We start from the raw sequence: 19,547 nt of genomic DNA, 5'->3' as shown, positions 1-19,547 counted from the left end.
GGTGGGTCGACCACCCAACAGAAGGGCCGGATCCTCATGGATCCGGCCCTTCCTGCCTCTCCGCCGTCACGCATGGCCTGGCGCTGCCAAGGGGGTTCATGCCCCATCGCCGGCCGTTGCCTCTCCCGCCCAACGGCTCAGCGGACGCAAGCGCCTGAACCGCCGCCAGCGCAGCAACGTGCATCTGTTGCCGGTACGCCACCTGCCTCACTACCCTCTGCGCATCCCATCCCGCCGGCACCTGCGCATGCCCCTGTCACAGCTTGATCCCCGCACCGCCCTGATCGTCATCGATCTGCAGGCCGGCGTAGTCGCCATGCCAACGGCACGTCCCGCCGCCGACATCGTGGCCCATGCCTCGGCACTGGCACAGGCTTTCCGCGCACAGGCCCTGCCGGTGGTGCTGGTCAACGTCACCGGCATCGCGCCAGGGCGCGCCGATGCCAGCCCACCCTTCGCGCCACCGCCGGGCTGGTCCGACCTCGTGCCGGAACTGGACGCACAACCCAGCGATCATCGGGTCAGCAAGCAGCGCTGGGGGGCTTTCACCGGCACCGACCTGCATGCGCTCCTGCAGGCCGCCGGAGTCACCCAGGTCGTGCTGTGCGGCATTTCCACCAGCATCGGCATCGAATCCACCGCACGCCACGCGCACGAACTGGGCTACAACGTGGTGCTGGTGGAAGACGCCATGACCGACCGCATCGCGCAGGCCCATGCCAACAGCGTGCAGGTGATCTTCCCGCGGGTGGGTGAAGTCACCGATACCGCCAGCGTCCTGCAGGCGTTGCAGGCCCGCTGACGGAACAGCCGCCAGGCCTGGCCTGGCGCCACCCGGGAGCCGACCTCCCTTTCACCAACACCGCGGCGGGACCCGATCTAATGCGGCGCGTCCGGGTCGGTGCGCAATGCCTTCACCAGCCCGACCATGTAGAACGCCAATGTCACTGAGAACGGCAGTCCGCACAGCACCACGGCGGTCTGCATCGCGCTGAAGTTGCCGGCCAGCAGCAGGCCGATGCTGGCCACGGTGATGCCCACCGCCCAGAACACACGCAGCCAGATCGGCGCGTCATGGCCATCGGCCACGCCCTCATCCACACGGCGGGTGCACAGGTTGGCGATCATCAGCGTGCCCGAGTCCACCGGGGTCAGGAACAGCACGAAGCCGATCACCACCGCAGCACCGGCCACGTAAGGTGCGGCAGGCAGGTACTCAAGCAGCTTGAACAGCGTCATCGCCGCATCGGCCTTGGCCACCTCGCCCAGCACCGCCTGGCCATGGTTGAGCACCAGGTCGATGGCGGTGTTGCCGAAGATCGACAACCAGGCCAGGGTGAAGCCCAGCGGGATCAGCAGCACGCCCAGCACGACCTCGCGGATGGTGCGCCCGCGCGAGATGCGCGCCACGAAAAGGCCCACGAACGGTGCCCAGGCAATCCACCACGCCCAGTAGAACAGTGTCCACGCCCCCAGCCAGGTGCGCCCCTGCGGGTCGTTGAGATAGACATCGAAGCTCTTGCGCACGAACGCGGCCAGGTAATCACCGGTGTTCTGCACCAGCCCGTCCAGCAGGTGCAGGGTCGGCCCGGTCAGCAGCACGAACAGCAGCAGTGCGCACAGCAGACGCACGTTGAGGTTGGACAGCCAGGCGATACCCTTCTCCACGCCGGCCACCACGCCGACCGTGGCCACGGCCATCATCACCAGCACGATCACCACCAGCACCTGCGGCGTATCGGGAATGTGGAACAGGTAGACCAGCCCGGACTGCACCACCAGCGCGCCGATGCCCAGGTTGGTCACCATGGAGATGAGCGTGGCAAGGATGCCGAAACCATCGACCATGTCGCCGATGCGGCCATGGATGCGGTCGCCGAAGATCGGGTGCAGCGCCGAGCGCAGCGCCAGCGGCAGGTCGCGGCGGTAGGCGAAATAGCCCAGCGCCACGCCCACCAGCGCATACAGCGCCCAGCCATGCAGGCCCCAGTGCAGGAAGGTCAGCACCATCGCCTCGCGGCCGGCAGCCACGGTGCCACCGGGCTGGCCCGGCGGCTCCAGGAAGTGGTCCAGCGGCTCGTAGGCACCGTAGTAGAGCAGCGCGATGCCGATGCCGGCCGAGAACAGCATCGATACCCAGGCCACGTAGCCGAAGGCGGGCGCCTCCTCGTTATGGCCCAGGCGGATGCGGCCATGGCGCGAGAACGCCAGCCACAGCACGAAGCCCAGGCAGACCACCATCAGCAGCATGTACCACCAGCCGAACGCGGCCGATACCTGCGCCTGCGCCCAGTGCAGCCAGTGCTCGCTGGCCTGGGGGTAGAACACGGTGAGGGCGCCGAGCACGCCGATGGAAACCGAAGCGCTGAAGAAGACGAAGCGGTTCAGGCGCAGGGGGGCACGCCTGGGATGAGCCAGTGACATGGGGACATCTCGTCAGTCCGGGAAGGCACATGGGCGGGGCCGGACCGGTGAGCCGGGCCCATGGCGTGGGGGCGCAAGGCGGATCGTATGGGTTATTGATTGAACGTTCAATCAATAAAAAGTAGGATGGTTCCCGTACCCGGGCTCCCGGGTCGCAACCGTTGGAGAGACAATGCCGAAGAAAGGCGTGGAACCGGTCCGCCGCGAGCAGCTGATCCGGGCGACCTTCCAGACCATCGACGAAATGGGCATGGCCGATGCCACCGTCGCCACCATCGCCAAGAAGGCCGGGCTGTCCAGCGGCATCGTCGCCCACTACTTCGGCGACAAGGACGGCCTGCTCAACGCTGCCATGCGTCAGATCCTGCGCGAGCTGAAGGCCGCCGTGGCGCGCTACCGCGATGAGGCTGGCGCCGAGCCGCGCGCGCAGCTGCGGGCGATCGTCGATGGCAACTTCGACGACAGCCAGACCAATGGCACCGCCATGCGCGTATGGCTCACCTTCTGGGCCGCGAGCATGCACCAGCCCGAACTGGCCCGCCTGCAGCGTGCCAACGACCAGCGCCTGTTCTCCAACCTGTGCCACCAGTTCAACCGCGTGCTGCCGCACCCGCAGGCACGCCTGGCCGCGCGTGGCCTGGCGGCGATGGTCGACGGCCTGTGGCTGCGCGGCAGCCTGGTCGGCGGCCAGTTCAACGCCGACAAGGCCCGCCGCATCGCCTACGAATACATCGATTTCCAGCTGAACCCCGGCGCGGCGGCAGCCACGTCGCCTTGATCGCGCCCCCGCTATAACCACCGAGTCCCCTGCCCCACCCGTTCCAGGAGTAACGCCATGACCGCACTGCCCGTGCAGCCGCTCTACATCCACGGCCGCCATGCCGATGCCACCAGCGGCACGACCTTCGACACCATCAATCCCGCGACCGGCGAGGTGCTGGCGCAGGTGCAGATCGCCAGCCAGGCCGACGTCGAGCGTGCGGTGGCCAGTGCCAGCGAAGGCCAGCAGGTGTGGGCAGCGATGACCGCGATGGAACGTTCGCGCATCCTGCGCCGGGCGGTGCAAATCCTGCGCGAGCGCAACGACGAACTGGCGCACCTGGAAACGCTGGACACCGGCAAGGCCCTGGCCGAAACCACCACGGTGGACATCGTCACCGGCGCCGACGTGCTGGAGTACTACGCCGGGCTGGCCACCGCCATCGAGGGCAACCAGCTGCCCCTGCGTGAATCGAGCTTCTTCTACACCCGCCGTGAACCGCTGGGCGTGGTCGCGGGCATCGGTGCCTGGAACTACCCCATCCAGATCGCACTGTGGAAATCCGCCCCGGCCCTGGCCGCCGGCAACGCGATGGTGTTCAAGCCCTCCGAAGTCACCCCGCTGACCGCGCTGAAGCTGGCCGAGATCTACACCGAGGCCGGCGTGCCCGACGGCGTCTTCAACGTGGTGCAGGGCCCGGGCCGTGATGTCGGCCAGTGGCTGACCGAGCACCCGGTCATCGAGAAGATCTCCTTCACCGGCGGCGTGGAAACCGGCAAGAAGGTGATGGCCTCGGCCGCTGCGTCTTCGCTGAAGGAAGTGACGATGGAACTGGGCGGCAAGTCGCCGCTGATCATCTGCGACGACGCCGCGCTCGACCGTGCCGCCGACATCGCCGTGATGGCCAACTTCTTCAGTTCCGGCCAGGTCTGCACCAACGGCACCCGCGTGTTCGTGCCGCGCGCACGGCTGGCCGCGTTCGAGCGTGCGGTGGTCGAGCGGGTCAAGCGCATCCGCATCGGTGATCCGCTCGATGCGTCCACCAACTTCGGCCCGATGGCCAGCTTCGCGCACATGGACAAGGTGCTGTCGATGATCGACAGCGGCAAGGCCGAGGGCGCGCGCCTGCTGATCGGCGGCGGCCGTGCCAGCGAAGGCGCACTGGCCAACGGTGCCTATGTGCTGCCCACCGTGTTCTCCGACTGCCGCGACGACATGACCATCGTGCGCGAGGAAATCTTCGGGCCGGTGATGAGCATCCTCGCCTACGACGACGAGGACGAAGCGGTGCGCCGCGCCAACGACACCCACTTCGGCCTGGCTGCCGGCGTGGTCAGCGCCGACATCAACCGCGCCCACCGCATCATCCACCGCCTGCAGGCCGGCATCTGCTGGATCAACACCTGGGGCGAATCGCCGGCGGAAATGCCGGTCGGTGGCTACAAGCAGTCCGGTGTGGGCCGTGAGAACGGCGTGTCCACCCTGGCCCACTACACCCGCATCAAGTCGGTGCAGGTCGAGCTGGGCGACTACGTCAGCGCGTTCTGACCCGCGCTGCACCGCATCCCGTGCCGGCCCGCGTGCCGGACAGACCCACCGCCCGGGTGCCTGCCGCATGGCGCGCCCGGGCCTGCAGGAGATCCCCCATGAGCACCCCTCAGGAATTCGACTACATCATCATCGGCGCCGGTTCGGCCGGCAACGTGCTGGCCACCCGGCTCACCGAAGACCCCGATGTCAGCGTACTGCTGCTGGAAGCCGGCGGCCCTGACTACCGGCTGGACTTCCGCACGCAGATGCCGGCCGCACTGGCCTTCCCGCTGCAGGGCACGCGCTACAACTGGGCGTACAAGACCGACCCGGAGCCGCACATGAACAACCGCCGCATGGACTGCGGCCGCGGCAAGGGCCTGGGCGGCTCGTCGCTGATCAACGGCATGTGCTACATCCGCGGCAACGCGATGGACTATGACCACTGGGCCAGCCTGCCCGGCCTGGAAGACTGGGCGTACCTGGACTGCCTGCCGTACTTCCGCAAGGCCGAAACCCGCGACATCGGCGCCAACGACTACCACGGCGGCGATGGCCCGCTGCGGGTGACCACGCCCAAGGCCGGCAACAACGAACTGTTCGCGGCGATGGTTGAAGCCGGCGTGCAGGCCGGCTACCCGCGCACCGAGGACCTCAACGGCTACCAGCAGGAAGGCTTCGGCCCGATGGACCGCACGGTCACCCCGAAGGGCCGCCGCTCCAGCACCGCCCGCGGCTACCTGGACCTGGCCCGGCCGCGCCCGAACCTGACCATCGTCACCCATGCCCTGACCGACCGCATCCTGTTCTCCGGCAAGCGCGCCACCGGCGTGGCCTGGCTGCAGCACGACCGCCCGCAGCAGGCCCATGCCCGCCGCGAAGTGCTGCTGTGCGGCGGTGCCATCGCCTCGCCACAGATCCTGCAGCGCTCCGGCGTGGGCCCGGCCGACCTGCTGCGCGGGCTCGGCATCGACCTGGTGCACCACCTGCCCGGCGTCGGCGCCAACCTGCAGGATCATCTGGAGATGTACCTGCAGTACGAGTGCAAAAAGCCGGTGTCGCTGGCCCCGGCGCTGAAGCTACACAACCAGCCGGCCATCGGTGCCGAGTGGCTGTTCCTGGGCACCGGCATCGGTGCCAGCAACCAGTTCGAGGCCGGCGGCTTCATCCGCAGCCATGATGATTTCGACTGGCCGAACCTGCAGTACCACTTCCTGCCGGTGGCCATCAACTACAACGGCTCCAACCCGATCAAGGCGCACAGCTTCCAGATGCATGTCGGCTCGATGCGTTCACCCAGCCGCGGCCGCATCCATGTGCGCTCCAAGGACCCGCGCGAGCATCCCAGCATCCTGTTCAACTACATGTCGCACGACCAGGACTGGCGCGAGTTCCGCGCAGCCATCCGCATCACCCGCGAGATCTTCGCGCAGCCGGCGCTGGCCCCCTACAGCGGCCGCGAGATCTCGCCCGGGCGCGAACTGCAGACCGATGCGCAGATCGATGCCTTCGTGCGCGAGCATGCCGAAACGGCCTACCACCCGTCATGCAGCAACAAGATGGGCCACGCCGATGACCCGATGGCGGTGGTCGATGGCCAGGGCCGCGTGCATGGCCTGGACGGCCTGCGCATCGTCGATGCCTCGATCATGCCGCAGGTGGTGACCGGCAACCTCAATGCGCCGACCATCATGATCGCCGAGAAGCTGGCCGACGTGATCCGCGGACGCGCACCGCTGCAGCGCAGCACAGCCCCGTACTACAAGGCCAACGGCGCACCGGTCCGCGTGACGCGCTGATCCGGCGCGCCACGCCCGGCATATCCTGTCGCATGCGACCGAAGGGGCCCTTTAAGGGCCCCTTCGCGTTTTCCCTACGGCGGGGTATGCTGCAATGACCGGCCGTTATGGCTACGCTCAAGGCCGGACCCAACAACAACGATTCCTGGAGGGGGAATATGAGTCTGGATCGTCCCTGGCTGCAGAGCTACCCGAACGGCGTTCCCGCCGAGATCGACGTCAACGAATTCCATTCGGTAGCCGCTGTCTTCGACGCCTCCGTGGCCAAGTACCGGGACCGCCCGGCCTACTCCAGCTTCGGCAAGGTGATCACCTATGGGGAGGCCGATGCGCTGGTCACCCGCTTCGCCGCCTACCTGCTGGGCGAACTCAAGCTCAAGAAGGGTGACCGCGTCGCCCTGATGATGCCCAACTGCCTGCAGTACCCCGTCGCCACCTTCGGCATCCTGCGTGCCGGCCTGACGGTGGTCAACGTCAATCCGCTGTATACCGCGCGCGAGCTGAAGCACCAGCTGGTCGATGCCGGCGTCACCGCGCTGGTGGTGGTGGACAACTTCGGCGACACCGTGCAGCAGGTCATCGCCGATACCCCGGTCAAGCACGTGGTGACCACCGGGCTGGGCGACATGCTGGGCGGCAAGGGCGTGCTGGTCAATTTCGTGCTCAAGTACGTCAAGAAGATGGTGCCCAACTACCATCTCAAGGGTGCGGTGCGCTTCAAGCAGGCCCTGGCCCTGGGCAGCCGCCACAGCCTGCCGAAGGTGGAGATCGACCACGACGACATCGCGTTCCTGCAGTACACCGGCGGCACCACCGGCGTGGCCAAGGGCGCGATGCTGACCAACCGCAACCTGGTGGCCAACATGCAGCAGGCATCGGCCTGGCTGTCGGCCACCGGCATCGAGATGGGCAAGGAAGTCATCATCACCGCGTTGCCGCTGTACCACATCTTCGCACTGACGGCCAACGGCCTGGTGTTCATGAAGTACGGCGGCTGCAACGTGCTGATCACCAACCCCCGCGACATGAAGGGCTTCGTGAAGGAGCTCAAGTCGGTGCGCTTCACCGCCTTCACCGGCGTCAACACGCTGTTCAACGGCCTGCTCAACACGCCCGGCTTCGATACCGTGGACTTCTCCTCGATGAAGTTCACCCTGGGCGGCGGCATGGCCGTGCAGCGCGCGGTGGCCGAGCGCTGGAAGAAGGTCACCGGCGTGACCCTGGTCGAAGCCTACGGCCTGACCGAAACCTCGCCGGCCGCGTGCATCAACCCGTTGACCCTGCCCGAATACAACGGCTCGATCGGCCTGCCGATTCCCTCCACCGATGCCTGCATCAAGGATGACAACGGCAACGTGCTGGCGACCGGCGAAGTGGGCGAGCTGTGCCTGCGCGGCCCGCAGGTGATGAAGGGCTACTGGCAGCGGCCGGACGAAACCGCCAAGACCATCGACGCCGATGGCTGGCTGCACACCGGTGACATGGCCAGGATGGACGAACACGGCTTCTTCTACATCGTGGACCGCAAGAAGGACATGATCCTGGTGTCCGGCTTCAATGTGTACCCGAACGAAGTGGAAGACGTGATCGCGATGATGCCCGGCGTGGCCGAGGTCGCCGCGGTGGGCGTGCCGGATGAGAAGTCCGGCGAAGTGGTCAAGGTGGTCATCGTCAAGAAGGACCCCAACCTGACCGCCGAGCAGGTCAAGGAACATGCCCGCGCCAACCTGACCGGCTACAAGCATCCCAAAATCGTAGAATTCCGAAAGGAACTGCCCAAGACCAACGTGGGCAAGATCCTGCGCCGGGAACTGCGCGACACCCCCGCCCCGTAAGGCTTTCACAGCCCCCGGGCAGACCAGGCCCCCGCCGGCAACGGCGGGGGCCTTTTCGTTTCCGGCCCGGCTGGCCGGATGACCGCTTGCGGGCGGTTCACAGCAGGTGCATAGAATCACTCGCCGCCGCACGTTCCGCTCGCCCCCTCATCCTCTCCGTCCGCTCAGCGGTTGGCCGGACGGTCACACGGAGAATTCCCATGTCTGCAGTCCATCCCTTCATCGCCCGTCCCCAGCAGCACCCCACCCTGCGCATCACCGAGGAAACCGAGCGCGACGTCTACTGGATCCACATGCACGCCAACCTGGTCGGCCAGCCCGGACGCCCCTGCTTCGCCTCGCGCCTGGTCGATGACATCGTCAACTACCAGCGCGCGCTCGGCGAGCGCCTGAGTGTCGCCCACGCCCTGTCCCCGCACGTGGTGCTGGCCTCGGACAGCGATGTGTTCAATCTCGGCGGCGACCTGGAGCTGTTCTGCCAGCTGATCCGCCAGGGCGACCGGGCACGCCTGCTCGACTATGCCCAGCGCTGCGTGCGTGGGGTCCACGCCTTCCACGCCGGCCTGGGCGTGCGCGCCCACAGCATCGCACTCGTCCAGGGCAATGCGCTGGGCGGCGGCTTCGAGGCGGCACTGAGCTGCCACACCATCGTGGCCGAGGAAGGCGTGCTGATGGGCCTGCCGGAGGTGCTGTTCGACCTGTTCCCCGGCATGGGGGCCTATTCCTTCATGTGCCAGCGGATCAGCCCGCGCCTGGCCGAGAAGATCATGCTCGAGGGCAACCTGTACACCGCCCATGAACTGCAGAAGATGGGCCTGGTGGACATCGTGGTGCCGGTCGGCGAAGGCGTCGCCGCCGTCGAACAGGTCATCAAGGACAGCAAGCGCATCCCGCACGCCTGGGCGGCCATGCGCGAGGTCAACGAGGTGGCCACCATGGTGCCGCTGCACGAAATGATGCGCATCACCGAAATCTGGGTCGACACCGCCATGCAGCTCGGCGAGAAGTCGCTGCGCACCATGGACCGGCTGGTACGTGCCCAGGCCCGGCGCAATGGCGACGCGGGCTGACAGCGGTGGTGGTCAGGACGGCGTGCGCCCGCCGTCGTCGCGCTGCTGGACACCGGCAGCCCGGCCCGCGAGCGCCTTGCGGCCTTTGCGCAGCGCAGTGGCCAGAGTGGAGACACGGACGCTCCACTCGGCCTTGAGCTGCCAGTCGGCCATGCGCATGATCTCCCCACCGGCGGCAGCAACCTGGACCAGGCCCAGGTTGCTCGCCACGCCGCGCAGGGCATGGGCATGTTCGCGGAAGTCGTCCCAGGCCTGGCGTTCGCCGCACTGCTCCATCTGCACCATGCTGGCATCCACATCGCTCAGGCACTGCTCGATGAACTTGCGTTCGAACCCATCGCCCATGCCCAGCGCGGCCAGTTCGTCCAGGACGGCCGGGTCGAGCACGCCGTCGCCCACCAGCAACGCAGGCACGGACTGGATGCCGGGCTCGACACGGGTATTGGCTGCGATGTCGGCCAGCACGTCCAGCAGCCGGGTCGCCACCACCGGCTTGGCCAGGAACGCCCGGGCACCCGCCTGCTCGCAGCGCTGGATCGATTCGGGCGTCACGTCGGCACTGAGCACCATCACCGGAACATAGGGCATGCCACTGGCCTGCATCACGCGCAGCTGCTTGAGCAGGTCCAGGCCACTCATGCCCGGCATGTGCAGGTCGACGATGGCCGCATCGAAGTCGGCCTGCTCCAGCGTGTCCAGCACCTGCGCACCGCCATTGACGCAGGACACCTTGTGCCCGGCCTTTTCCAGCAGGCGCTGCAGCACCATGCGGTTGGCCTCGTGGTCATCGGCCACCAGGATGCGCAGGCTGCGCACGCGCGCACGGTGGCGCAGGAAGGGGTTGGAGAAGGCGATGACGTTGCCGCCTTCGGGAACCTCGGGCAGCACCGGCGGGGCGGTGGCCACCTCCAGGCTGATCTCCACCCAGAAGATGCTGCCCTGCGGCCGGTTGGGCGCATAGCCGATGCGCCCGCCCATCGACTCGACCAGGCCCTTGGCGATCGTCGTGCCCAGCCCAGTGCCCTCGTGGCGGCGGGCCAGGCCCACATCGGCCTGCTCGAAGGCATCGAACAGGCGGGTACGCAGGGCCGGCGGCACGCCGATGCCGCTGTCCAGGATCTCGAACCGCAGGTGGGCGCGCTCGCTGCCCGGCACGTCGTGGCAGGACACGCGCAGGTGCACGAAGCCCTCGTCGGTGAACTTCACCGCGTTGCCCATCAGGTTCAGCAGGATCTGCTGCAGGTGGCCGGCATCGCCATACAGCCGCGGCGGCACGTTCTCGTCCACCACCACGCGGTAATCCAGCGTCTTGGGCCGCGCCTGCGGCATCAGGATCAGGTTGATCGCCTGCAGCACGTCGGCCAGGGCGAACTCATGGCGTTCCACCCGCACCTTGCCGGCTTCGATGGCCGAGATGTCCAGCACTTCCTCCACCAGTGCCAGCAGGCTGCGGGTGGAGGCCTGGATGGTGTTCAGGCATTCGCGCTGCTCATCGTCCAGGCGGGTGGTGGCCAGCACCTCGGTCATGCCCGCCAACCCGTTGAGCGGAGTGCGGAACTCATGGCTCATGTTGGCCAGGAAGCGGCTCTTGGCCTCATTGGCCTGGCGCGCCTCGGCCACCGCCCGGGTCAGTGCATGCAGCAGTGAATCGAAGTACAGGGGAATGGCCCCCAGGCCCAGCAGCAGGCCCCAGCCCAGGTAGTCGTGGCCACGCCAGTACGGGGACAGCATCACCGTGCACAGGAATGCCAGGCAGCCCATCGCGGTGGCCACGCGCAGGTAGGTACTGCCATAGCGCATGCCGTTGCCGATGGTCACCCACAGGCAGACCGCGTACAGCGGCGCGGCCGGCTCGCCCTGGATGGTCATGATGACCGCCATGCACGAATAGTCGGTCAGCATGCCGATCACCCGGCGCACGTGCGACACGCCGGGGCGGATGATGATCGCCACCAGCAGGCCGGCGGAAATGGTCAGTTCGAAGGCCAGGATCAGCCAGGTGGCGGTCAGCGTTTCACCACCGGTTTCCAGGTAGCGGCCCCCCAGGTAGATGATGAACAGCGAGGTGATCGCGATGCGGATCAGGTTCTGCGCATGTTCGCTGTCCTCGCGCCCGGACAGGCGCTGGCGCACGGTGCGCAGCAGCGAAGGGGCGCGCGGGTGTTCAACAGGGGGAGTATCCATGGGCGTGGGTCGCATGCGCCGGCGCAGCAGGGTCCAGCAGCACAGCGGCACCGCCGCCAGGCCCAGCCACAGGGAAAGGGCCAGGCCAGCATTGGCCCGCCAGTAAGGAGTCAACAGTACCGTTACGCCAAAGCCCAGCAGGGCCAGGCCGGTGGCCGCCACCAGGTAGCGGTGGCCATAGCGCAGTCCGTTGCCCAGGGTCACCCACACCACCACCGCATACACCCAGGCCAGCGATTCGCCGGCCAGCACCATGCCTACCGCCATCAGCCCGTAGTCGGCCAGCATGCCCACCACCCGGCGCGCATGGGACACCTGCGGCCGCCACAGCAGCCAGCCCAGCAGCACCCCGGACATGCCCAGCCCGGCCAGTACCGTGGCCAGCACATCCCAGTGCTGTGCCAGCTGCTGGTTGCGCGCGCCGGAAAGCACCACGTAGACCAGGATCAGCGACACCAGGGCCATGCGCACCAGGATCTGGCCGTGCTCGGAATCCGGACGCTGCGCCAGCCGGCGCGTCAGCCGTGGACACAGGCCCTGCATGTCATCCGCCCGGGCGCGTGGATGCCGTCGAATGCTGGGCACAGATCTCCTTGAGCTGCTCACGGCCACGCATCAGCGCATCCACGCAGCGCGGGTCGAACAGGCGCCCGCGCTGGGCATACAGGTAGGCCAGCGAGGCATCCAGCGTCCACGCCTCCTTGTAGGGGCGCGGGGAGATCAGGGCATCGAACACGTCGGCCACGGCCACGATGCGGGCCTCCAGCGGAATCGCATCGCCGACCAGGCCATCGGGGTAGCCGCTGCCGTCGTAGCGCTCGTGGTGGCGCAGGGCGATCAGCGCGCCGACCTGGATGAAGCGGTTCTGGCTGCCACTGAGCAGCTCATGGCCGATGCGCGGGTGCCGGCGCATGATCGCCAGCTCCTCGTCGTTGAGCTTGCCGGGCTTGAGCAGCACCGCATCGGGAATGGCGATCTTGCCCATGTCATGCAGGGGCGCGGCCATCTCGATCAGCTTGACCTCCTCCTCGGGCAGGCCCAGCTGCTCGGCGATCAGCCCGGCCACGCGCGCCATGCGTTCCAGATAGGCGCTGGTGCCGGCATCACGGAACTCGATGGCACGGGCCAGCCGGGACAGTGTCTCGCGCTCGCGCTCCTCCACCTCATGCATGCTGGCCAGCAGCCGCTGCTCCAGCGACAGCGCCCGCTGCTTCACGTTTTCGGTCTGCTGGCGCAGCTGCAGCAGGTTGTAGCAGCGTGCGCGCAGTTCGCGCGGGCGGATGGGTTTGACCAGGAAGTCGATCACCCCCGCTTCCAGCGCTGCCTGCCGGATCGGCTCGTCACCCACCACGGTGATCAGGATGACCGGGATGTCGCGGTGCTTGGGCAGCCGCCGGAAGCGCCGGGCGAATTCCAGCCCGTCCATCTCCGGCATGCGGTAATCGAGCAGCAGCAGGTCCACGGCATGGGTTTCACACCAGGCCAGGGCCGTGAGCGGATCACCGAAATCATGCACGCTCAGCTCCGGCGCGATGTCCTCGATGACATGGCGGAGCATGGTCCGTGCTGAGGTCTGGTCGTCGACGATGACGATGTTCAACGTTGTTTCTGCCCGGTTCCTGGACCACGCTGGATCATTGACTGGCGAGAATACTCCGCCACTGCGTACGCTGGCACCCTGCATCGGCCTGCCTCCTGTCCTGGACGCTACGGTTCGTCGGCAGCGCCGCCCGGCGCAGGCTCCCCGCCTGCCCCGCGCCCACTGCCCGCCCGCCATCAGGCCACAGCAGCCGTCAAGGCGATGCAACAACGATACGCCAGGGACAGGCACAGTCAATCACGCCCAGCCACATTCTGAGGCCTGCGTCGCGCTCCTTGCCTGCAAATCAGGGGCCGCCCCCCACCCGGCCTGCCGCTGCCGCCTTCCGGCAGCGGCCGGTACCGCCGGGACCGGTGGCCGCGGCTTACTGTTCCGGACGCATGTACGGGAACAGCAGCACGTCACGGATCGAACTGCTGCCGGTGAGCAGCATCACCAGGCGGTCGATGCCGATCCCCAGGCCGCCGGTCGGGGCCATGCCGTACTCCAGCGCACGGATGTAGTCGGCATCGTAGTGCATGGCCTCGTCGTCACCGCCTTCCTTCGCGGCCACCTGGGCCTGGAAGCGCTGGGCCTGGTCTTCCGGGTCATTCAGCTCGGAGAAGCCGTTGGCCAGCTCCTTGCCGTTGATGAACAGCTCGAAGCGGTCGGTGTAGCCCGGGTCGTTGTCGTTGGCGCGGGCCAGCGGCGAGACCTCCACCGGGTGGTCGGTGATGAAGGTCGGCTGCACCAGGGTGTGCTCGACGGTGGCCTCGAAGATCTCCAGCAGCAGCTTGCCCCAGCCGTAGGACGGCTTGACGCGGATCTTCAGGCGCTCGCAATGGCGCAGCAGCGCCTCGCGGTCGGTGCAGTCGGCCGCCGAGATCTCCGGGTTGTGGTGGCGCACCGCCTCGTCCATGCACCAGCGGCGGAACGGCGCGCCCAGGTCGATGGTCGCCCCGTCCCACTCGACGGTGGTGGTGCCCAGCACCTTCTGTGCCACGTCACGGATCACGCCTTCGGTCAGGTCCATGATCTCGTTGTACGTGGCGTAGGCCTCGTACAGCTCCATCATGGTGAATTCCGGGTTGTGGCGGGTGCTGACGCCTTCGTTGCGGAAGTTGCGGTTGATCTCGTAGACGCGCTCCAAGCCACCGACGGTCAGGCGCTTGAGGTACAGCTCCGGCGCCACGCGCAGGTACAGGTCCAGGTCCAGCGCATTGTGGTGGGTGGTGAACGGCTTGGCCGCCGCGCCGCCGGGGATGTAATGCATCATCGGCGTCTCGACTTCCAGGAAGTCGCGCGCGTCCAGCCAGGCACGCATGGCACGGATGATCTTGGAGCGCTTGATGAACACCTCGCGCGACTCGGGGGTCACGATCAGGTCCACGTAACGCTGGCGGTAGCGCTGCTCGACGTCGGCCAGGCCGTGCCATTTGTCCGGCAGCGGGCGCAGCGACTTGGTCAGCAGGCGGATCGATTCGGCCTTGACCGACAGCTCACCGGTCTTGGTGCGGGTCAGGCCACCTTCCACGGCGATGATGTCGCCCACGTCCCAGCCCTTGAAGGCGGTGTAGGCATCACCCAGGGTGCCTCCCTGCAGGAACAGCTGGATGCGGCCGGATTCGTCCTGGATCTGCGCGAAGCTGGCCTTGCCCATGATGCGCTTGGCCATCAGGCGGCCGGCCATCTTCACCTGGCGGCCGAGGCCTTCCAGGGTCTCGGCGGTCCACGCCTCGGCATCGGCGAATTCGGCCTGCAGTTGGCCGGCGAAGTCCTGGCGACGGAAGTCGTTGGGGTACGCGATGCCCTGCCCGCGCAGCGCGTTGAGTTTCTCACGGCGCTCGGCGATCAACTTGTTTTCGTCGACGGGGGGGGTATCGGTAGCTTCGCTCATGGATCTGCGGGAATCGTGTAGTGAGGGGGGGGTCTGGCACCCGGCACAGCCGGTTGGACAGCATACCAAAACCACCCCGCCCCGGCCCCGGGCCCCGGTAGCGGCCACCCCGGGTCGACGCCCCTGCCGTGGTAGTCGCCAACCTGGGTTGGCGGCTTCATGTGTCGACCCAGGTCGACACCTACCAGGACGGGAGCACCTGCCGCAGCCCCTGCCCTGGTCGTTGCCAACCTGGGTTGGCGCTTGGTGTGTCGACCCAGGTCGACACCTACCGGACCGGGAACGCCTGCCGCAATTCGTCCACCAACACCCGCTCGTTCTCCGAGTAGTCCACCGGCACGGCCACCAGGTGCACCCCGCCGGCACTGAAGGCCGCTTCCAGCGTCGGGACGAGCTGCTCGATCGCCTCGACCCGGTGCCCGGTGCAGCCATAGGCCTGCGCGTACTTCACGAAATCCGGGTTGCTGAAGGTCATGCCGTAGTCGGTGAACCCATCCACGGCCTGCTTCCAGCGGATCATGCCGTAGGCCCCGTCATCAAGGATCAGCACCACCAGGTTCAGGCCCAGCCGGCGCGCGGTTTCCAGCTCCTGGCTGTTCATCATGAAGCCACCGTCACCACACACCGCCAGCACCCGCCGCTGCGGATGCAGGATGGCCGCCATGATCGCCGACGGCAGGCCTGCGCCCATGGTGGCCAGCGCGTTGTCCAGCAGCAGCGTGTTGGCGACCTGGGTGCGGTAATTGCGCGCGAACCAGATCTTGTACATGCCGTTGTCCAGCGCCACGATGCCGTCCGGCGGCATCACCTGGCGCACGTCATGCACCAGTCGCTGTGGGGTGAAACGTGCCTCGTCGGCACGGTCGGCGATGTGCCCCAGGATGGTCTCGCGCAGCGGCAGCAGGGCATCGGCCTGCGGTACCTGGCCTTCGATGCGGTCGGCCAGCAGGGTCAGCGAGCGGCCGATATCACCGATCACCTCCACCTGCGGGAAGTACACCTGCTCCACCGCCGCCTGCGAATAACCGATATGGATGACGGTCGGCCCACCCGGGCGCATCACGAACGGCGGCTTCTCGGTCACTTCGTGGCCGATGGTCACGATCACATCCGCCTGGTCGATGGCCATGTGCACGTAGTCGCGCTCGGTCAGCGCGGCCGTCCCCATGTACAGGCCCGACCCGCCCGCCACTGCGCCCTTGCCCATCTGCGTGGTGAAGAACGGAATGCCGGCACGCAGCACGAAGGCCGACAGCGCCTCGCTCGATTGCGGGCGCGAGGCGGCCGAGGCGATCATCAGCAGCGGGCGCTTGGCCGCGCGGATGATTGCCGCCGCCCGGTCCAGCGCCTCGGGGCTGGCGATGGGCCGGTCCACCGCGTGCGGCGGCACCAGTGCCACGTCCTCCACCTCCATCGCGGCGATGTCCTCCGGCAGTTCCAGCAGCACCGGGCCGGGACGCTCCTCCTGCGCGGTGCGGAACGCCTCGCGCACGATGGTGGGAATGGTGCGCGCCGAGACGATCTGGCGCGCCGACTTGGTCAGCGGCTTCATCGTGCTGACGATGTCCACGATCTGGAAACGCGCCTGCTTGCTGGCGACGATGCCCTTCTGGCCCGTGATCATGATGACCGGCCAGGCCCCGAGCAGCGCGTAGGCCGCACCGGTGGTGAAATTCAGCGCGCCCGGGCCGAGCGTGGCCAGGCACACACCGGGCTTGCCGGTCAGGCGGCCATAGGTGGCGGCCATGAACACCGCCGCCTGTTCGTGGCGGGTGATCACCAGTTCGATGCGTGAGTGCCGCAGCGACTCGACCACATCGAGGTTTTCTTCGCCGGGAATGCCGAAAATACGCTCGACGCCTTCGTTTTCAAGCGCGGCGACGAGCAGGTCAGAACCCTTGGACATGGAATGGCGTCCTTCTCACTGGACTGGGTGATGATGGGGGAAAGGAATGCAAGGCCAGGTGAGGTTCAACCGCGGTCGAACCACACCGTCTGCGCATTGAGGAATTCACGGATACCGAAGTGCGACAGCTCGCGCCCGAAGCCACTCTGCTTGATGCCACCGATCGGCACCCGCGGGTCGGAGGCGGAGAAGCCGTTGACGAACACCCCGCCGGTCTGCAGCCGCCGTGCCAGCGCGCGCGCGCGGTCGGCATCACCGGTCCACAGGTTGCCGCTGAGGCCGAAGTCGCTCTGGTTGGCCAGTTCCACCGCATGGTCCGCATCGCGGGCACGGGTGATCGATGCAACCGGGCCGAAGGTTTCGGTGTCGAATGCCTGCATGCCTGGCGTCACATCGGCCAGCACGGTGGGGGCATAGAACGCCCCGGCACGATCGACCTGGTGGCCACCGGCCAGCAGCCGCGCCCCGGCCGCTACCGAGGCCTGCACCTGGCCGTCCAGCTGCTCGAGCAGGTCCTGGCGCGCCATCGGCCCGATCCGGCTGGCCGGGTCGCGGCCATCGCCCACCACCAGCGCCTTCACCCGCTCGGTGAACAACGCCACGAAGCGGTCGTAGATGGGGGCCTCGACGATCGTGCGCTTGCCGGCGATGCAGACCTGGCCGGCATTCTGGAAGCGCGAAGCCACCGCCGCATCGACGGCCTGTTCCAGATCGGCGTCGGCCAGCACGATGAACGGATCGGAGCCGCCCAGTTCCAGCACCACTTTCTTCAATGCCTGGCCGGCCTGCGCCGCTATGCTGCGGCCGGCGGCCACGCTGCCGGTCAGGGTGACGGCGGCGATGCGGTCATCGGCAATCGCCTGGCGAGTGCCCTCACGGCTGATGTTGGCCGCGATGAAGGCGCCATCGGGCACCCCGGCCTCGCGCCAGGCAGCATCGAGCAGGTGCGCGGTACCGACGATGTTCTCGGCCGGCTTGAGCAGGAACCCGTTGCCGCCGAGCAGGATCGGCACGGCCGCACGCATCACCTGCCAGTACGGGAAATTCCACGGCATGATGCCCAGCACGGTGCCCAGCGGCAGGAAGGACACGTAGGCCTTGCTGTCCGGCACCAGGGTGGGCTCATCACGCAGCCATTGCACGCCGTTGTCGGCGTACCAGTCGCACAGCACCGCGCACTTTTCGATCTCGGCCAGCGATTCGGCCATCACCTTGCCCATCTCGGCGGTGGCCAGCGCGGCCAGCGGCTCGCGGTCACGCCGCAGCACCCGTGCCATGGCGCGCAGCACCTCGGCCCGCTGTTCCGGCGCGGTGGCGCTCCAGGCAGCAAAGCCGGCCCGGCTGCGCTGCAACAGGGCGTCCAGCTCGGACGGGGTGACGAAGGGATGGCGGGCAATCTCCTGCCCGGTGGCCGGATCGCGGGAAATGGCGCCGTCGAAGGAGGCGGCGGGAGCAGCAGACATGGAGTTCTCCTGTCGTGTCGTTGACAGGAATGTGGACCCATTTGCAGGGGGCAACAAGGCGTCTGCTTATCCTGTGACCTGCACTTACCTGCCTGAATGGGGGTGGGGTTAGCGGTGTGGGTAGGTGTCGACCTTGGTCGACACGGTAGATCCACGCCATGCGTGGATGAATCTCAATCGAAATCGAGCATTCCGGGAGTTCATCAAAGAGCATCCACGCATGGCGTGGATCTACCCGGCGTGGGCGCAGCCCTGCCCCTTACTTCCTGGGCAGGTAGGTCACCAGGGACAGGTCATGCCGGCTCTCCGGCACCAGCGCCACGTACTGCAGGTCCAGCAGCCCGCGCGTGGGGTGGTTCAGCCGCTTGGCCCCCTCGTCGAAACGCCGCACATCGTGCTCGGGCCACCACTGGCGGAACTCCTCGCTGTGCGCGGCGATGTCCTCGGCCAGCGCCAGGAACGGTGCCTTGTCCGGTGCCTGCGCCATCGCCGCGCGGAAACTGGCCAGCAGGCCGCGCGTCATCTCCTCCCAGTTGAGGATGAGCGTGCGGTACGGCGCATAGAGGAACATCAGGCGCAGGGTGTTGCGCTCGTGCGGTGCCAGCTGGCTGTAATCCACGAACAGCTCGGCGATGGCCGGATTCCAGGCCAGGATGTCGAACCGCGTATTGCGCACATAGGCCGGAATCGGCTGCATCGCCTGCACCAGCTGGCGCAACCCCTCGGTCACGGTCTCATCCGGCGACTCCAGCGGCACGCCATAGCCGGACAACGCGAACGCATAGGCGCGCTCGTCATCGCTCAGCCGCAGCACCTGCGCCAGACGCTCCAGCACCTCCGGCGAGGCACGCACTTCGCGGCCCTGCTCGATCCAGGTGTACCAGCTGACGCTGACCCCGATGGCCAGCGCGACTTCCTCGCGCTTCAACCCCGGCGTGCGCCGGCGTCCGCCGGGCAGCCCCAGCGTGGCCGGATCGACCCGCGCCCGGCAGGCCTTGAGAAAACCACCCAGCTCCTTGCGTTCGGCTTCACTGCGCATCATCGCCCCCCGTGGAGGGGGCGACAGGGCCGGCAGGGAATGCCCGTGGCATCCCCTGCCC

The 19,547-nt window shown here is 67.5% G+C and carries 13 protein-coding genes; 6 read left to right on the top strand and 7 right to left on the bottom strand.

Annotated elements, in window-relative coordinates:
- Nucleotides 1-247: 247 nt before the first annotated feature.
- Nucleotides 248-802 carry an isochorismatase family protein gene (locus Q9R17_RS18140; RefSeq protein ID WP_308155971.1) on the top strand — a complete coding sequence of 185 codons (555 nt, stop codon included), beginning with the start codon at nt 248-250 and terminating at the stop codon, nt 800-802.
- Nucleotides 803-879: 77 nt separating this feature from the next.
- Here the strand turns inward: Q9R17_RS18140 and Q9R17_RS18135 are convergent, their stop codons facing one another.
- Nucleotides 880-2,424: a BCCT family transporter gene (locus tag Q9R17_RS18135; protein ID WP_308155970.1), complete on the bottom strand. Its 1,545-nt coding sequence runs from the start codon at nt 2,422-2,424 to the stop codon at nt 880-882.
- A gap of 172 nt (nt 2,425-2,596) precedes the next feature.
- Here Q9R17_RS18135 and betI point away from each other — a divergent pair, with 172 nt between their 5' ends.
- The 5 genes from betI to Q9R17_RS18110 all read left to right on the top strand — a co-directional run bounded on the left by betI (nt 2,597) and on the right by Q9R17_RS18110 (nt 9,418).
- Entirely contained in the window at nt 2,597-3,202 is a 606-nt protein-coding gene (betI, locus tag Q9R17_RS18130; RefSeq protein ID WP_308155969.1) for a transcriptional regulator BetI, read from the top strand.
- Nucleotides 3,203-3,259: 57 nt separating this feature from the next.
- Entirely contained in the window at nt 3,260-4,732 is a 1,473-nt protein-coding gene (betB, locus tag Q9R17_RS18125; RefSeq protein WP_308155968.1) for a betaine-aldehyde dehydrogenase, read from the top strand.
- A gap of 98 nt (nt 4,733-4,830) precedes the next feature.
- A complete protein-coding gene (gene betA / locus Q9R17_RS18120) occupies nt 4,831-6,513 on the top strand; it encodes a choline dehydrogenase (RefSeq protein WP_308155967.1) in 1,683 nt (560 codons plus the stop codon).
- A gap of 158 nt (nt 6,514-6,671) precedes the next feature.
- Nucleotides 6,672-8,348 carry a long-chain fatty acid--CoA ligase gene (locus Q9R17_RS18115; protein ID WP_308155966.1) on the top strand — a complete coding sequence of 559 codons (1,677 nt, stop codon included), beginning with the start codon at nt 6,672-6,674 and terminating at the stop codon, nt 8,346-8,348.
- Between the two features lie 200 nt (nt 8,349-8,548).
- Nucleotides 8,549-9,418: a crotonase/enoyl-CoA hydratase family protein gene (locus tag Q9R17_RS18110; protein ID WP_308155965.1), complete on the top strand. Its 870-nt coding sequence runs from the start codon at nt 8,549-8,551 to the stop codon at nt 9,416-9,418.
- A 12-nt stretch (nt 9,419-9,430) separates the two neighbouring features.
- Here Q9R17_RS18110 and Q9R17_RS18105 read toward each other — a convergent pair whose 3' ends face one another.
- The 6 genes from Q9R17_RS18105 to Q9R17_RS18080 all read right to left on the bottom strand — a co-directional run bounded on the left by Q9R17_RS18105 (nt 9,431) and on the right by Q9R17_RS18080 (nt 19,489).
- Entirely contained in the window at nt 9,431-11,602 is a 2,172-nt protein-coding gene (locus Q9R17_RS18105) for a response regulator (protein WP_308158378.1), read from the bottom strand.
- 544 nt (nt 11,603-12,146) lie between these two features.
- Nucleotides 12,147-13,286 carry a two-component system response regulator gene (locus Q9R17_RS18100; protein WP_308155964.1) on the bottom strand — a complete coding sequence of 380 codons (1,140 nt, stop codon included), beginning with the start codon at nt 13,284-13,286 and terminating at the stop codon, nt 12,147-12,149.
- Between the two features lie 280 nt (nt 13,287-13,566).
- Nucleotides 13,567-15,078 carry a lysine--tRNA ligase gene (gene lysS, locus Q9R17_RS18095; protein WP_308155963.1) on the bottom strand — a complete coding sequence of 504 codons (1,512 nt, stop codon included), beginning with the start codon at nt 15,076-15,078 and terminating at the stop codon, nt 13,567-13,569.
- Between the two features lie 268 nt (nt 15,079-15,346).
- Nucleotides 15,347-16,984, bottom strand: a complete 1,638-nt coding sequence (locus Q9R17_RS18090) for an acetolactate synthase large subunit (RefSeq protein ID WP_308155962.1) — start codon at nt 16,982-16,984, stop codon at nt 15,347-15,349.
- A 65-nt stretch (nt 16,985-17,049) separates the two neighbouring features.
- A complete protein-coding gene (locus Q9R17_RS18085) occupies nt 17,050-18,447 on the bottom strand; it encodes an NAD-dependent succinate-semialdehyde dehydrogenase (RefSeq protein ID WP_308155961.1) in 1,398 nt (465 codons plus the stop codon).
- Nucleotides 18,448-18,706: 259 nt separating this feature from the next.
- Nucleotides 18,707-19,489, bottom strand: coding sequence for a helix-turn-helix transcriptional regulator (locus Q9R17_RS18080; protein WP_308155960.1), 783 nt, complete (start codon nt 19,487-19,489; stop codon nt 18,707-18,709).
- Nucleotides 19,490-19,547 lie beyond the last annotated feature (58 nt).

The organism is Stenotrophomonas sp. 24(2023) (assembly GCF_030913365.1).
In the GTDB taxonomy this organism is placed as follows: domain Bacteria; phylum Pseudomonadota; class Gammaproteobacteria; order Xanthomonadales; family Xanthomonadaceae; genus Stenotrophomonas.
Note: the sequence above shows the minus strand (reverse complement) of the source record. Positions and strands in the feature narration are given on the sequence as shown.

Bases quoted from the DNA above. Each gene is read 5' to 3' on its own strand.
- Q9R17_RS18100 (WP_308155964.1), bottom strand. From the start codon at position 13,286: ATGCAGGGTGCCAGCGTACGCAGTGGCGGAGTATTCTCGCCAGTCAAT.
- betB (WP_308155968.1), top strand. From the start codon at position 3,260: ATGACCGCACTGCCCGTGCAGCCGCTCTACATCCACGGCCGCCATGCC.
- Q9R17_RS18115 (WP_308155966.1), top strand. From the start codon at position 6,672: ATGAGTCTGGATCGTCCCTGGCTGCAGAGCTACCCGAACGGCGTTCCC.
- Q9R17_RS18135 (WP_308155970.1), bottom strand. From the start codon at position 2,424: ATGTCACTGGCTCATCCCAGGCGTGCCCCCCTGCGCCTGAACCGCTTC.
- betI (WP_308155969.1), top strand. From the start codon at position 2,597: ATGCCGAAGAAAGGCGTGGAACCGGTCCGCCGCGAGCAGCTGATCCGG.
- Q9R17_RS18080 (WP_308155960.1), bottom strand. From the start codon at position 19,489: ATGATGCGCAGTGAAGCCGAACGCAAGGAGCTGGGTGGTTTTCTCAAG.
- lysS (WP_308155963.1), bottom strand. From the start codon at position 15,078: ATGAGCGAAGCTACCGATACCCCCCCCGTCGACGAAAACAAGTTGATC.
- Q9R17_RS18105 (WP_308158378.1), bottom strand. From the start codon at position 11,602: ATGGATACTCCCCCTGTTGAACACCCGCGCGCCCCTTCGCTGCTGCGC.
- Q9R17_RS18140 (WP_308155971.1), top strand. From the start codon at position 248: ATGCCCCTGTCACAGCTTGATCCCCGCACCGCCCTGATCGTCATCGAT.
- Q9R17_RS18085 (WP_308155961.1), bottom strand. From the start codon at position 18,447: ATGTCTGCTGCTCCCGCCGCCTCCTTCGACGGCGCCATTTCCCGCGAT.
- Q9R17_RS18110 (WP_308155965.1), top strand. From the start codon at position 8,549: ATGTCTGCAGTCCATCCCTTCATCGCCCGTCCCCAGCAGCACCCCACC.
- betA (WP_308155967.1), top strand. From the start codon at position 4,831: ATGAGCACCCCTCAGGAATTCGACTACATCATCATCGGCGCCGGTTCG.
- Q9R17_RS18090 (WP_308155962.1), bottom strand. From the start codon at position 16,984: ATGTCCAAGGGTTCTGACCTGCTCGTCGCCGCGCTTGAAAACGAAGGC.